Source organism: Porphyromonas sp. CAG:1061 (genome assembly GCF_000435035.1).
Taxonomy (GTDB): domain Bacteria; phylum Bacteroidota; class Bacteroidia; order Bacteroidales; family Porphyromonadaceae; genus Porphyromonas_A; species Porphyromonas_A somerae.
Genome location: NZ_HF988909.1, coordinates 1 through 13,460 on the forward strand (window position 1 = coordinate 1; position 13,460 = coordinate 13,460).

15 protein-coding genes are annotated in these 13,460 nt (G+C 46.7%); all 15 read right to left on the reverse strand.

What is annotated here, in order from left to right; translation table 11 throughout:
- Positions 1-128: 128 nt before the first annotated feature.
- Positions 129-1,139: a type I glyceraldehyde-3-phosphate dehydrogenase gene (gap, locus tag QVO39_RS04245; protein WP_021903148.1), complete on the reverse strand. Its 1,011-nt coding sequence runs from the start codon at positions 1,137-1,139 to the stop codon at positions 129-131.
- A gap of 174 nt (positions 1,140-1,313) precedes the next feature.
- Positions 1,314-1,778, reverse strand: coding sequence for a hypothetical protein (locus QVO39_RS04250; protein ID WP_021903149.1), 465 nt, complete (start codon positions 1,776-1,778; stop codon positions 1,314-1,316).
- Positions 1,775-2,248 (reverse strand): hypothetical protein, encoded by a 474-nt coding sequence (locus QVO39_RS04255; RefSeq protein ID WP_155799456.1) that lies wholly within the window; start codon positions 2,246-2,248, stop codon positions 1,775-1,777. Before QVO39_RS04255 ends, QVO39_RS04250 begins: the two co-directional genes overlap by 4 nt.
- A 166-nt stretch (positions 2,249-2,414) precedes the next feature.
- A complete protein-coding gene (locus QVO39_RS04260) occupies positions 2,415-2,804 on the reverse strand; it encodes a YtxH domain-containing protein (RefSeq protein ID WP_018028654.1) in 390 nt (129 codons plus the stop codon).
- Between the two features lie 48 nt (positions 2,805-2,852).
- The gene (locus QVO39_RS04265; protein ID WP_021903150.1) at positions 2,853-3,536 is read right to left on the reverse strand and encodes a TatD family hydrolase; all 684 of its coding nucleotides are present in this window, start codon (positions 3,534-3,536) and stop codon (positions 2,853-2,855) included.
- Between the two features lie 4 nt (positions 3,537-3,540).
- Positions 3,541-3,786 (reverse strand): membrane protein insertion efficiency factor YidD, encoded by a 246-nt coding sequence (yidD, locus tag QVO39_RS04270; protein WP_021903151.1) that lies wholly within the window; start codon positions 3,784-3,786, stop codon positions 3,541-3,543.
- Positions 3,779-4,177 (reverse strand): ribonuclease P protein component, encoded by a 399-nt coding sequence (locus tag QVO39_RS04275; protein WP_021903152.1) that lies wholly within the window; start codon positions 4,175-4,177, stop codon positions 3,779-3,781. Before QVO39_RS04275 ends, yidD begins: the two co-directional genes overlap by 8 nt.
- Positions 4,170-4,934 (reverse strand): uroporphyrinogen-III synthase, encoded by a 765-nt coding sequence (locus QVO39_RS04280; RefSeq protein ID WP_018028650.1) that lies wholly within the window; start codon positions 4,932-4,934, stop codon positions 4,170-4,172. Before QVO39_RS04280 ends, QVO39_RS04275 begins: the two co-directional genes overlap by 8 nt.
- A gap of 18 nt (positions 4,935-4,952) precedes the next feature.
- Positions 4,953-5,582, reverse strand: coding sequence for a DUF4271 domain-containing protein (locus QVO39_RS04285; protein ID WP_021903153.1), 630 nt, complete (start codon positions 5,580-5,582; stop codon positions 4,953-4,955).
- Positions 5,583-5,597: 15 nt separating this feature from the next.
- A complete protein-coding gene (gene ybeY / locus QVO39_RS04290; RefSeq protein ID WP_018028648.1) occupies positions 5,598-6,041 on the reverse strand; it encodes an rRNA maturation RNase YbeY in 444 nt (147 codons plus the stop codon).
- Between the two features lie 4 nt (positions 6,042-6,045).
- A complete protein-coding gene (coaD, locus tag QVO39_RS04295; protein WP_021903154.1) occupies positions 6,046-6,492 on the reverse strand; it encodes a pantetheine-phosphate adenylyltransferase in 447 nt (148 codons plus the stop codon).
- Positions 6,493-6,494: 2 nt separating this feature from the next.
- Complete coding sequence (locus QVO39_RS04300) at positions 6,495-8,393, reverse strand: toprim domain-containing protein (RefSeq protein WP_021903155.1); 1,899 nt, start codon at positions 8,391-8,393, stop codon at positions 6,495-6,497.
- Between the two features lie 29 nt (positions 8,394-8,422).
- Positions 8,423-9,619: a GNAT family N-acetyltransferase gene (locus tag QVO39_RS04305; protein WP_021903156.1), complete on the reverse strand. Its 1,197-nt coding sequence runs from the start codon at positions 9,617-9,619 to the stop codon at positions 8,423-8,425.
- A 76-nt stretch (positions 9,620-9,695) separates the two neighbouring features.
- Complete coding sequence (locus QVO39_RS04310) at positions 9,696-10,871, reverse strand: thioredoxin-like domain-containing protein (protein WP_018028644.1); 1,176 nt, start codon at positions 10,869-10,871, stop codon at positions 9,696-9,698.
- 30 nt (positions 10,872-10,901) lie between these two features.
- Positions 10,902-13,145, reverse strand: a complete 2,244-nt coding sequence (locus tag QVO39_RS04315; protein WP_021903157.1) for a trypsin-like serine peptidase — start codon at positions 13,143-13,145, stop codon at positions 10,902-10,904.
- Between the last annotated feature and the right edge of the window lie 315 nt (positions 13,146-13,460).

Genomic DNA, 13,460 nt, shown 5'->3' on the forward strand with positions numbered 1-13,460 from the left:
CTCTCCTTACACGCCCGTTTTGGGAGAGTTACAATGCTTTTGCTTGGTATGGGGACTAAAAAAAGTCACCCTAGGGAGAATATCTCCTTAGGGTGACTTATTATTTCAATTAGAGTGACCTCTAATTATCAGCCATTTACCTTGTGCATAGTAGCGATAAGGTCGAGCACACGATTTGAGTAGCCGATCTCATTATCGTACCAAGATACTAGCTTCACAAAGCTATCGGTAAGAGCGATACCAGCTTCCTTATCGAAGATAGATGAACGGGTATCACCAAGGAAGTCGCTTGAAACAACTGCATCCTCAGTGTAACCAAGAACACCCTTAAGCTCATTTTCAGATGCCTTCTTGATCACTGCACAGATCTCCTCGTAAGAAGCTGGCTTCTCTAGATTAACAGTAAGGTCTACTACAGAAACATCGAGTGTAGGTACGCGGAAAGACATACCAGTGAGCTTACCATTGAGGTCAGGGATTACTTTACCCACAGCCTTAGCTGCACCTGTGGTAGAAGGGATGATATTGCCACCTGCTGCACGACCACCTCTCCAGTCCTTCATTGATGGACCATCAACCGTCTTCTGAGTAGCAGTAGCTGAGTGTACAGTGGTCATAAGACCATCCTTAATACCGAAATGATCGTGGATAACCTTTGCTAGAGGGGCAAGACAGTTGGTAGTACAGCTTGCGTTGCTCACAATCTTAGTGCCCTTTTCGTACTTGTCTTCGTTTACACCAACTACGTACATTGGGGTAGCATCCTTTGAAGGAGCTGACATCACAACATACTTAGCACCAGCCTCGAGGTGAGCTTGAGCCTTCTCGGCAGTAAGGAATAGACCAGTAGACTCTACAATATACTCAGCACCGATCTCATTCCACTTAAGGTCTCTAGGATCACGCTCTTGAGTGCAACGAATGGTATTGCCATTGACAGTCAAAGTGCTCTTATCAAGGTCATAAGAGATCTCGCCATCAAACTGACCATGCATTGTATCGTATTTTAGCATATACGCTAGATAGTCAACAGATAGGAGGTCATTAATCCCTACCACTACTAGGTCATTTCTCTTTGTTGAAGCACGGAACACAAAGCGTCCGATACGGCCAAAACCGTTGATACCAATCTTAATCATATCAGTATTCTTATTTATGTATTAATTATTATTTATTCGTCAGGGATAAGTTTATTCATCACCCATCATCTTTCAAGGGCAAATTTACCCAAAATATTTGAAGTACTGGGCATATTCACCACTCTCTTAAATGAAATGGTCTATCGTATAGCCAAAATCAAACTCTTTTCTCGCTTACTTTCGTTTACGACGTCGACCAAATAATCTCCCTACACCGCTTCGGAGTATCTTGCCAGTCCCTTTGAGACTATATGATAGCAATCGCATACCACCGAGGGAGTAGAGTGTAGGTAGGAGGTAGCTCTTAATCCCTGTGAGAAGGCCATTTTGGCTTTGGTCATCTCGGGTGCTAAAGCTACTGGTGGGATTGCTATCTAGCCGCTCTTGAGCGAGCTCCTTCGCCACCTTCTTCTCTCTATTTTTACTAATAAAGCCATTGATAAAGCTAGCTATCTTGCCTACACCGGGTGAGGTTTTTCGTAGGTTATCAATAGCATCGTCAATGACCATCTTACCGCTATTACTCTTGAGATAATTTATCTTTTCCTTGACCCTATCTAGTCGCATATTGGCACGAGCTTCCAATCTATCCTCTCGTGCTTTCAACCTTGCTTGAGTTGTTGTTGTTAAGTTGCTCATTGTACCTCCTCCTTTATTTCAGTTGCAGCGAGGGCTGTTTGCTCACTTGCTATCAATGTTTCTCTCTCCTGATTGTGTTCTTTGGCCTCTTGCTTATCGAGATAATTATTGACCAATTGGTTTTCCATCTTCCTCGTTACTCGCTTGCGCAATGCAAGTAGTATTGCCAAAATGAGTAGGAAGAATACCAATAGGCAGACCGCCGAAAAGGTCAGTGCCGATAGAGTGGCAAAAGCCTCTGTGCCATTGGTCACAAAGACGAGTGATAGGGCAAATATCGCAGCCACCAACGTGAAAGTCGCCACAATTAAGCTCAGCACGACCAGAATAGAGCCATATATAGACTTGGCAACAATGGGGGCACCCTTTTCTGTCGCCTTGAGTTCTATCAGGCTTTTTTTTGCCTCAATATAATCCTTTAGCTCGGCAATCACCTCACTAAAAGTCTCTTTGATGCTTGTCATTGGCATATCATTTATTTATTATAATCAAATATTAAAAGTAATGGGTGAGCGACTCAATGCTCTCACGATTAGCTCGTGAGGCCATAGAGTCACCCACCCATCCTATCTTTCTCTCCATGTACCACTGGTAAAGTGGTGTGGTGAGTCAATATCACCGAATTACTTGGAGTGGTTACTTCTTAGAAAGCTTCTCTGCTTCCTCTCTTGCAGCGTCCTTTAGGTCGGAGAGCTCCTCTTCTGTAAGGTCAGCCAACTCCTCAGCTTCCTCCTTTACCTTCTTTCCCATGTTTTTAGCCGAAGAGACTACATCATCGTATAGATGACCAGCATCATCCTTAATGTCAGCCATGTATCTTGAAAGGTCTCTCTTGGCTCTACGAGCACGGATCTTGCCATCGTAATAGGCATCCTTGATATTGCTCTTCACCTTATCACCATAATCCGACATATCATCGATAAAGTCATTGCGCTTTTTATTGTCGGAAAAGTAGGCAACAGCAGCACCAATAGCGGTACCAATAGCTACGCCTATCAAAAGCTTCAGACCATCGTTATTTCTCATAATCTTGCCTTATTTAATGATTACACATTAGTTCATTCATCTCTCACACTACAAATGTACCGTAATTAATTGAGATTCTACAGGAAACAAGCCACAAAAAAGGTTAATAACCCCCTGTCGTTGCTCTTCATGTAGCAAGTTTCTGGCTCTGTAGTGTGATTCTATTGCCATTGGTGTATCATCGGTCTCCAAGAAATACTTATCGCACACTCCACTTGAGCAATAGGGGTGTAGGCTAAGAAAAATACCTGCACTAGTAAGTTGCTTTGCAAGAGCAGCGCTTCCTCTAAATCCATGAACGATCCATGGCACTTCGGACATGGAGTGAGACTTCTTTTTGGCTAGCAAGTGGTGCCACCCACCCACGATATGAAAAATAAGTGGATAGCCGAGCTGGTCGGCCAAAGCAATATGAAAGTCTACAAGTAACTCTTGTTCCTCGAGTGAAAGAGGGGAGCGATTATCCCAACCGCACTCCCCCACCCCAATGAGTTTAGGGGTCAATGACAAGGTGCGGTGCCACTCCGAAATCAGCTGCTCCCTATCTTGCGTCAGCTGGTCAACGAACTCCTTTGTCCCCTCTAGCATAGGGTGCACCCCCCAAGTAGCAAAGTTGGCTCTAGGCTCAACCTTTTCGCCCAGATGCAATGATTGAATGACTATCACATCTTTATCCACAAGGTATTTCTTACAGCCCTCGGCGTGGGTATGGAAGTCAAGGTAAGGAATCATACACTTAAGGGACAGGATCGTAACCGCTTCCGCCCCATGGATTGCACCGTAATATGCGCCATATAGCGAGGAGGAGCCCTTTGATTGGGCCGTGCTTTTTTAGGGCCTCAACAGCGTAGGTGCTACAACTAGGCGTGAATCTACAATAAGGGGGAAGCATCGGTGAGATGGCCCGCTTGTAAAAGTAAATAGGCAAAAGTAGGAGCTGTACCAATAGCTCCGACACCCACTTGACACACCTCTTAATCATCTTCTACTGGTTCTTTAGTATGTGGTTGTAGCTTCTTGAAGGCCTCCTCCACTGCCTGCTGGACTGTGGAGTACCTACTCAGCCGGTCCTTTAGGTATATGAAGCCAATCAGGAGCGTCACTTCAGGATCAATCTGCTCCACTAGCTCTTTTTTAGTGAGCCTATAAGCTTCACGAGTGAGCCGCTTTATACGGTTGCGGTCAACGGCATGCTTCAGCCGCCTTTTGGGGACGGAGACCATCATCTTGAGTGGCAGCTCTTGTCGGGGGACTTCCAAGTAGACCACTCTAAAAGGGTAACAAACAAAGCTACCTCTCGAGGCGAATAGCTCATTGAGCTCGCTTCGGAGGTAGATTCTCTCTTCCTTTTTGAGTGTCTGACTCTCAGGCATGTTTCTTTTTTGTACTCTTCACAAGGTGGTCGAGTGCCGCATTGATACTGGTAAAGTCTTTATTAGGGACAGGCATATCCACTCTTAGCTTCGCCTCTTTGAGCGACTTGAGAGTACCTTCACCCAAGCAGCCGATCAATTGATCGCCCTGCTCATACTCGGGGATGCTATGGAATAGCGACTGCACGCCATTGGGACTGAAAAATATCAGCATATCATAGCCCTCTATCTCCTCTTTCGTCACGGGGGTGAACTCAAGTTTGCTAACCACTCCGAGCGTGTGGACAATATTATTGGCGGCCAGCTCCTCAGAGTAGCGCTCCTTCACACCGTCAATCCCTGGGACAAAGAAGTGCTCCTTATCATACTTCAGAAGTAGCGAAAGGAGGTCTCCCACATTGCCATTTTTCTCTGGGAAAAAGACTTTACGCTTCCTTACAGTAATATGCTTTTGCAGATATGTAGCCACGAACTCTGAATTACAGAAGTACTTATAATCCTCTGGCAACTCTATCCTCAGCTCCTTTACTAGCTTAAAAAAGTGATCGGCTACAGTCTTAGAATTGAGTACCACACCCGTATGCTCCAAGATCTCAATCTTCTGATCTCTAAACTCTCTAGCACTCACAGGAGTGATACTAAATAACGGCTTAAAATCTATTTCTACACCCGTCTCCTCCATCAGCTGGAAGTAGGGTGATTTAGTATTGGTTGGCTTTGGTTGCGACACCAAAATGGTCTTAATTTTTTGAGGCATTACTCTTTCCTTATCGATTTATACCAACAAAAATAGCAACGGAGCTATTTCGCAAGTGCAAAGATACAAAATTAAATGCAGAGGGAAATTAAGTAGCTTCGGGAATATGGTGATACTATAGTGAATAAGTAGCATCCTAAAGAAGAAATAGGTACCTCCCAATAGCATCGAAATTACCCAAGTACTGCCTCCACCCCCGGTGATACTCACCAGTAGCGGTAGATAGAGCGTCACCCCAACTAGCCCCCAAACTCGAAAGAAGGCTAGAAACCACTGGCTCACCTTTTCTGGCACGCCAAAAGCATACCACAATACCCCGTATACCAGTAAATTAATCAAGAGGTAGCTCAATCCGTAAAGGAAACCACTGCCGGCCACCAACCAATAGGGGGCACTTCCCGAGCTACTCCATACCAACTCAGCATAGAGAAAGCCCACGAGGAGTATCGTCTGCAGTGCAAGATAAGAATAGAGGGCCACACCTTCTCCTGCCCCCCGCTGTCGTTTGTTACGCTGATAAAAAGCCCAAAGCAACGCCCCAGTTACCAGTAATAGCAATAGTACCCCTATGAGATAATCTCTATAAGCTGGTATTTCAGCTATTATATTGGGTTGGTAACGTTGATTAAATTGTGGCCAATTGTCCATCTTTTGGCTTGTAGACTACTTCCTCCATACCTCAGAGAGGTCGGCAGGTAGCATCGCGAGAGCGTTCTCCTCCGCCTGCCGCATCTCTTTTGCCTGCTCCTCGGTCTGATCGTCCACCCCACAGAGATGGAGCACGCCATGGATCAGCACCCTTAGGAATTCCCGTCTGAAGGGTTCGCCATACTCCTCTGCATTGCTAGTCACCATCTCCACGCTAATCACGATATCTGCAAAAAGCAGCCCATCTCGCGTCTGGTCAAAGGTGATGATATCGGTATAATAATCGTGATTTAGATACTTCTGATTAATCTCCAATATCCGCTCATTGTCACAGAATTGATAGGTTATATCGCCCACCTCGTAGCCATACTCCTCTGCTACATCCTTAATCCATGCATTGACCTCTCTTCTCCTAAAAGCTGGGATAGTCACACCCTCTCCATAATAATTAATAGCCATATCTTTAGTCTCTCAAAGGGATATACTCTGAATAATCTTCACCAAAAGCTGCTAGCTCACGTATCAAAGAGCTACTAATAATGCGGTGCTCGGGAGCTGCGAATAGACAAATTGTCTCCACGCCAAAGTGGGAGCGATTGACCTCGGCAAGGGTCTGTTCGTTATCAAGGTCGCCTATTCCCCTCAGCCCACGAACCAATACGGCTCCTTGTTCCTTGGCATAATTGGCCACAATACCGTCGTATGCCACCACCTTAATCCGTGAATCATCCCGATAAAGCTCCTCAATAAACTTCATTCGCTCCTCCACCGACTGAAATGGTTGCTTCTCTATATTCTGCCCCAATACTATATATAGCTCATCAAGCAACTGCAGTGCACGCGACACGATATCGGCATGCCCTATTGTAAAAGGGTCAAAGCTCCCCGCATATACACCCACTCGCTTCATCTTTACACACTCTCTGGGTCTAGATTTTGCACAATAAAGTCCTGGCGTTCGGGGGTATTATTGCCCATATAAAACTCGAGCAACTCCTGCACATTATCCTCCTTCTTCATCATCACAGGATCCAAACGAATTTGCTCCCCGATAAACTCCTTAAACTCCTCGGGGCGAATCTCACCAAGACCTTTAAAGCGGGTCACACTGCTCTCCTTCCCCAGCTTTTTGATCGCCTCATCTCGCTCCCGCTCATCGTAACAATAGATGGTGGTGCTATCTTTCTTATCCCGCACTCTGAATAAAGGAGTCTGCAGGATAAAGACATGATTCTGGCGAATCAGATCAGGGAAAAAGCGTAGAAAAAAGGTAATGATCAGCAGACGGATATGCATTCCATCCACATCGGCATCCGTCGCGACAATCACCTTATTATATCGTAGGTTGTCCAGTCCATCCTCAATATTGAGCGCTGCTTGAAGTAGGTTGAACTCCTCATTCTCATACACCACCTCCTTCTTACGACCATAGCAATTGAGTGGCTTTCCTCTGAGCGAAAAGACCGCCTGGTGCTCCGCATTTCGGCTCTGCGTAATGCTTCCACTTGCCGAGAGACCCTCCGTGATAAATATCTGAGTATCATCGGCTAGAGAGGCCTTAGGGTCATTGTAGTGCTGTGTGCAGTCACGTAGCTTCTTATTGTGTATCGATGCCTTCTTGGCACGTTCCTTTGCTGCTTTAGAGACACCAGCAAGGGCTCTGCGCTCGCGCTCATTTTCCTGCACCTTCTTGAGCAACGCTTCGGCAGTCTCACTATGGATATGCAGATAGTCGTCGAGGTTAGCTTTGAGGAAGTCTCCCACAAACTTCTGTATCGTCATTCCTCCCTCTTCTATCTCTCTCGAGCCTAGCTTCATCTTAGTCTGGCTCTCAAATAGGGGCTCTTGTATACGGATACTTATGGCAGCGGTAATACCAGAGCGGATATCATTAAAGTCGAAGTTCTTCTGAAAAAAGTCGCGCACCGTACGTCCTATTGCCTCCTTAAAGGCCGATAAGTGCGTCCCTCCATGGATGGTATTCTGACCATTGACAAACGAGTAGTACTCCTCACCATACTGGGTAGAGTGCGTAATCGCCACCTCAATATCCTTACCGATGAAATGGATGATCGGATAGAGTGGCTCACTCGTCATATTCTCCTCCAAAAGGTCCATCAGTCCATTCTTAGAGACAAAGGTCTTGCCATTGAGCGTCAGCTTCAGCCCTGGTTGCAGATAGGCATACATCCGGAGCATCTCCTGAATATACTCCACCTGATAGCGGTAGTTTTTGAAGAGTGCCACATCGGGTAAGAAGTCCACCTCCGTCCCGTCACGCTCCGTGGTATCAAAGAGGTCACTCTCCTCCTTCAGCACCCCTTTCTCAAAGATCACATACTTCCCCTTTCCCTCTCGATAGGAAGTCACTTGCATCCGTGTACTAAGGGCATTAACCGCCTTAAGACCCACTCCATTGAGCCCCACCGCCTTCTTAAATACTTCACTATCATACTTGGCACCCGTATTCATAGTGCCCACCGCCTTCACGAGCGACCCTTGCGGAATACCGCGTCCGAAGTCCCTAACCACGATATGTCGCATCTCAGACTCATCAAGCGATATCTTGATCTGCGTACCATATCCCATAGTGTATTCGTCAATAGAGTTGTCAATCACCTCCTTCAATAGTACATAGATACCATCGTCCTTGGAGGTGCCATCGCCCAACTTCCCTATATACATACCCGGACGTAGCCTGATATGATCCATAGGGTCCAGCGTCACCACCGTATCATCCTTATAGATTTTAGCATTCCCCTCCGTTGTAGGGTCTTGTTGTGCGTTATTTATCTGGTTTTCCAACTCCATATATATGTATATCCTCTCTCTCCTTTTTACTACACTAATTTCTTATAAAAGGCTCTTCTCCGCTTATGGTGTACCTTTTTGAAGTAATTCCACTGCAGCATCACACTGAGGTTCGTCTCCAGCTCGGGATTACTCTCGGCATACTTCACTTGGTAGCGATGCATCACCTTGATCAGATCCTCAAAGATAAGTGCGGTAATTCCCTTATTCTGATACTCCGGCTTCACCCCAATCAAAAGGAGCTCCACTACTTCAGGCTGTTTCGACTTAAGGGCTTTAAGAATATGGATAAAGCCAGTAGGGAAGAGCCTACCATTGGCCTTCTTCAGAGCCTTAACGATGCTTGGCAAAGTAATACCAAAGCCGACGACTTCATCATCATTAGTCACCACTAAATTGACAAAGTCTAGATTGACCATAGGGAGATACTGCTTGATGTAGTACTCAATCTGGTCATCGGTCAGCTCCGACACGCTATACAGTGGGGCATAAGCCTCATTGATCAGCTCAAAGATAGCCCGCCCATACCGCATCAGCCCATCACGCTCCTTAAACTTAAGGAGCCTCACCCCATACCTATCCTGCACTATTTGGCAGAGCCTAGCATGCTTCTCCGGTACAATCTTGGGGATATATATTTTGTACTCCAGCCAGTCAATATCCTTTTCATATCCACGGCGAGCCAATTGCTTGGGATAGTAGGGGTAATTGTAGATCGTAATCATCGTACCCATTTGGTCAAAACCCTCTATCAGCATTCCCTCCTTATCAAGGTCGGTAAATCCCATCGGCCCATGTATCTCGTCACAGCCTCGCTCTCTAGCCCACGCCTCTACGGTATCAAAGAGTAGGTCTACCACTTCATCATCATCAATAAAGTCCACCCATCCAAAGCGAGCTCTGTTTTGCTTCCACTTTTTATTGGCTCGGTGGTTGATGATACCGGCAATCCTACCGACCACTTCACCCCCACGCTTCACCATAAATAGGTCGGCCTCAGAAAAGGCAAAAGCGGGGTTACTCTCTCGCGATAGCGATTTCAACTCATCGCCGATAAGGTCGGGGACATGATTGGGATTGTCCTTGTACAAGTCTAGATTAAACTGCACAAATTCCTTGAGCTCACTTTTATCAGTGACACGCACTAGAGTCAGTCCACGCCCCTCCTTTTCCGACCCAAAGTAGCTAGCTACCCTCCTTGCTTGTTTCTTGATATCAAAAATCATACACTATTATTGTCAAGGCTTGACTGCAAATATACACATTTTAGCGAAGCTTTCGGCTCCTTCCAATACCTTGCAACTACTTAAGGAGCTGCTCCAACTGTGCAACGCTCTCAATACGATGCAATTCTCCACCCCCCTTAGTAATCAAGAAGAGCGAAGGTAGCCGGTAAAGATTGTAGTAGCCCACCAACTTAGAGTAGCTTCCGTCACGATCCTGTAGGTTGATCCATGGGAGCGCTTTCGTGGCACTAATCCAAATATGCGGGTCGGTGTCCAACCCCACCTGTACGATTTCCAAACCACGGGTGCCATACTGGCTATAAAGCTCCGCAAGTGCACTGTTGAACTCTGCCGACCAATTGGCCTGCATCGTAGAAAAAGCAAGGAGCACATTCCGACCTGCCACGACACTCGAGAGCGTCACCTCCCTACCCTCTCTATCAGGTAGCGTAAAGTCGATATACGAGGTCTCCTCCACTCCAGCAGCTTTCAATAGTTCAGTACTACTCCCTTGTACCTCCTCACCTCTCTCTTGCTGCCTGACCACCGCAATCGAGCGTAGTGCAAGGTCATACAGATGCTTAGTACGTGGATTTTCGGGCTGAAAAGTATTGTAGATATTAGCGATAGCTGCAAAGGCTTTGGAGTCGGTTTTATCATACGGATTGAATACCAAGTTGCCATCTACCTGCTGAAATAGAGCAAAGTAAGCGACGGGCGACCGAGGATTGCTATAGATATACTTTCGAGCCACCTCCTTGTAGCTATCGAATATACTATCCCGCTGTGCCACATATAGCTCTGGGCTACTTAGAGATGATCCTTCAAGCTTAGAGAGAGACACATTGGCATCCAAAAGAGCCAACCATACCTCTCGGATTTGCGACGTAGCCTGGTTCCCTTCCACAGAGTAGCTAGTAGCGAAATTCCTTGAGTCACCATTGATAGTAGTGGTAGAGGGGATGGTATCAATTGCCATCGGAATCACCTGCTTACCAAGCCTTAGCCGATAGAAATCAGGATACTCGGGCAGTGGCACATCAAATCGATAACTACCCTTACGCTGTAGCACGGTAGAATCAATCAACTCCGCTCCAGTCAGCCCCTGATACTCCAAGTAAAGGGTTTGTCCCTCCGACTCCGAAATAGTTCCTTGTACTCTAAATTGCTCATCACTCTTACTGCACCCTACCATCGAAAGTAGTCCCACACTGAGTGAGAGTAATAGGAGTAGAAAATTGTTTCGCTTCATCGCTGCTATATCTATAATTTATATGTACACTTAATTCTTAGGGAAAAGAGCTTTCACCGACTCTTGCCAGCCATCACCCGACACTCGGAGAATCACCACTCCCAAGCCCTCAAACATATTACGAGGGAAGACAAAGAAGTCACTACCCTCACACTGGTCACTGTAGATTGGCTCTCCCAACAAGCTATAAGCCTGGAGAGAATAGGTGGCAGACCCTGAGGGGTCATTAATCTTCAGTAGCATCTGCTCACCATTGAGTGGTGTAATCTTTAGGCGTGGCTCTGCTAGTGTAGGTGACTTGAGTGTCGCATTACTCACAACCGGATCCACCCATAGAGTAAGCCCTCCACTCTGCTGGTACTTCGTATAGGGCTGCCACTCATTCGCCACTCGCCACATGGCGCTATTAGCAGAAAGGTCGGAATGCTGCTGGTGCACCACCGAAATACCCTGAGGGATGGTGGCGGTAGGGATCGCGAAGCAAAGCACCTGATCTGTGGTAACCTCCACAGGAGATGGGAGACTGAGGTAGATCTCCTTAAAGGCTCCTGGTACTTGTTGCCCTTTATTCTTCGGATCTGTCACCAAAGACTTCAGAGAGATCACCTGGCTACCAAGATGAGTGGCTCCGTCATTACCATAAATATTGACCACCAGCTCATCTCCCGACTGTGCCTCTCCTGATAGCATCACATAAACGCCATACACCTTGCTACCAGCAGCCATTCGGTAGCTCTCCCCAATCTCCTGTACCCCTTGGTCGCTACCCAAGAGCTTAGCCCTATCCAACTGAGGCAGTAGCTCTATCACACGGGTATTACTTGGAGCAATGCGCATATTGGTGAGCCGCACTGGAGCTTGCTCCCCCCCTTGGCTAGCTCCCTTACCGGCACAAGTGGTAGCTCTAGCACCAGTAGGGTCAAGCGCGGCTACAATCTTCCTCGCCTCCGCATCTTCCGACTCCCATACCCTCTGTAGGGAGGCAAAGAAGTCGTGGCTGCGATTACCGCAATATGATTCTCCACCCGATAACACTCCAGTAATCCTATGCTCGGGGTCCAAGAGTGGCGACCCCGAAGATCCTGAGGCGGTGGTACCAAGATCCCAAAAAGGCACCTTGATGTGCTGGTTCTCGCCAAAAGGTAGTCCTGAACCCGAATAGGTAGAGTAGTTAAGTGGAGATAGAGCGAGATTAATCCGCTTGGTATAGCCATACGGATGGTGGATATTGGCATGTGCTACGTCCATCTTAGGCTCTGCATTCCATCCAGCATAGTATGCTTGGTAATCCGTTGGTGGAATAGTATCCAACTCCAGCAATGCCACATCGGTAAAGGGATGACACCCCAACATCTTGGCACCCGCAATGCTCTGAGTGGCACTTGGTTGGATACCAGAATCGCACATAGGAGTCTGATAATTAAAGAAGAAAACCGATTTTTCCGCTTCCTCCTCCAGCCTCTGAGGAGAGAGTATACCATTACTAAAGTTGGCTTCCATCACATGTGAAGCAGTAAGAATTAGCGGACGACCATCACTACTCGTATTATTGACCAGAACACCTGTTCCTAAATACCCTGACCCAGTAACTACCACCACGACACTCCTTGCTACATCCTGATATTCAGGGTAGCACGCCACTTCAGGTGTACAAGCCAAATTTCTGGGAGAACCAACCTGAGGATTACTATACCTCAGCAGTCCCTCAATGGAGCGAACACCATGGTACAGCTCCTGCAAGTGTAGACGTGGTCGGCTACCCTTAGGTGCTTGTAGCTCTATCACCACATCATCAGCCAAAATAGGCTGAATTGGCAGAGAGGCACTCTCGTTATTATTTTCCCACCCAAAGCCACCAAGGCACCGTGTAGGATCCAAAGTACTATAAATATATAGATAAGCCCCCTTAGGAAGCTTCCACTGGTCAAAGAAAAAGCCCAAACTCTTGGCCCCTTGAGATCGAACACGATACCGCCATACCTCGGTGCCATCACTCCACTGAGTGTGCTCTCCATCTTGGATAATATCCAAGCCCACCTCTATCGTATGCGCAAAGAGGTAAGCCCGAAGGTCAGCAGAACTTTGCTCCATCTCTAGCCGTGCGGAGTCCTGGTCAAATTGTGGTGCCCGATAGGTGGGCAACTGTAGTAGCTCCGCCATACGCAAGCCACCACTCTCCGTTGGTCGCTCGCCACTCCTCGCTATCTGCGCCTGTGAGAGGAGGCAACTGCCAAGGGCTATCACAGCCAGCAATATCACTCTTCTTAATTTCATTGGGTATACCTAGTTTAATGGTGGGCAAAGCCCATAATTCTTCTACAAAAGTAATCAAAAAAGTTCAATGAAGACGAACCTTCCCCCAACCTCCTCCCTTTTATGCGCTATTCCTTTGTTGGAGGTTGTTGCTCGAAAGATAAAATGTAAGTCGCTGAAGACAATGGAGAATTCAGGTGCAGGGGTTACGCATTAGGGGTATATTCATAAGTTAATGACCCTATAAAATAGGAGAAAGTAGTGGCTTAAAAAGCCCATTAATAATAAATTGATATTCAACACTATATAAAAGTGAAAACTGAGTTGCAACTAAGC

Bases quoted from the DNA above. Each gene is read 5' to 3' on its own strand.
- gap (WP_021903148.1), bottom strand. From the start codon at position 1,139: ATGATTAAGATTGGTATCAACGGTTTTGGCCGTATCGGACGCTTTGTG.
- QVO39_RS04250 (WP_021903149.1), bottom strand. From the start codon at position 1,778: ATGAGCAACTTAACAACAACAACTCAAGCAAGGTTGAAAGCACGAGAG.
- QVO39_RS04255 (WP_155799456.1), bottom strand. From the start codon at position 2,248: ATGCCAATGACAAGCATCAAAGAGACTTTTAGTGAGGTGATTGCCGAG.
- QVO39_RS04260 (WP_018028654.1), bottom strand. From the start codon at position 2,804: ATGAGAAATAACGATGGTCTGAAGCTTTTGATAGGCGTAGCTATTGGT.
- QVO39_RS04265 (WP_021903150.1), bottom strand. From the start codon at position 3,536: ATGATTCCTTACCTTGACTTCCATACCCACGCCGAGGGCTGTAAGAAA.
- yidD (WP_021903151.1), bottom strand. From the start codon at position 3,786: ATGATTAAGAGGTGTGTCAAGTGGGTGTCGGAGCTATTGGTACAGCTC.
- QVO39_RS04275 (WP_021903152.1), bottom strand. From the start codon at position 4,177: ATGCCTGAGAGTCAGACACTCAAAAAGGAAGAGAGAATCTACCTCCGA.
- QVO39_RS04280 (WP_018028650.1), bottom strand. From the start codon at position 4,934: ATGCCTCAAAAAATTAAGACCATTTTGGTGTCGCAACCAAAGCCAACC.
- QVO39_RS04285 (WP_021903153.1), bottom strand. From the start codon at position 5,582: ATGGACAATTGGCCACAATTTAATCAACGTTACCAACCCAATATAATA.
- ybeY (WP_018028648.1), bottom strand. From the start codon at position 6,041: ATGGCTATTAATTATTATGGAGAGGGTGTGACTATCCCAGCTTTTAGG.
- coaD (WP_021903154.1), bottom strand. From the start codon at position 6,492: ATGAAGCGAGTGGGTGTATATGCGGGGAGCTTTGACCCTTTTACAATA.
- QVO39_RS04300 (WP_021903155.1), bottom strand. From the start codon at position 8,393: ATGGAGTTGGAAAACCAGATAAATAACGCACAACAAGACCCTACAACG.
- QVO39_RS04305 (WP_021903156.1), bottom strand. From the start codon at position 9,619: ATGATTTTTGATATCAAGAAACAAGCAAGGAGGGTAGCTAGCTACTTT.
- QVO39_RS04310 (WP_018028644.1), bottom strand. From the start codon at position 10,871: ATGAAGCGAAACAATTTTCTACTCCTATTACTCTCACTCAGTGTGGGA.
- QVO39_RS04315 (WP_021903157.1), bottom strand. From the start codon at position 13,145: ATGAAATTAAGAAGAGTGATATTGCTGGCTGTGATAGCCCTTGGCAGT.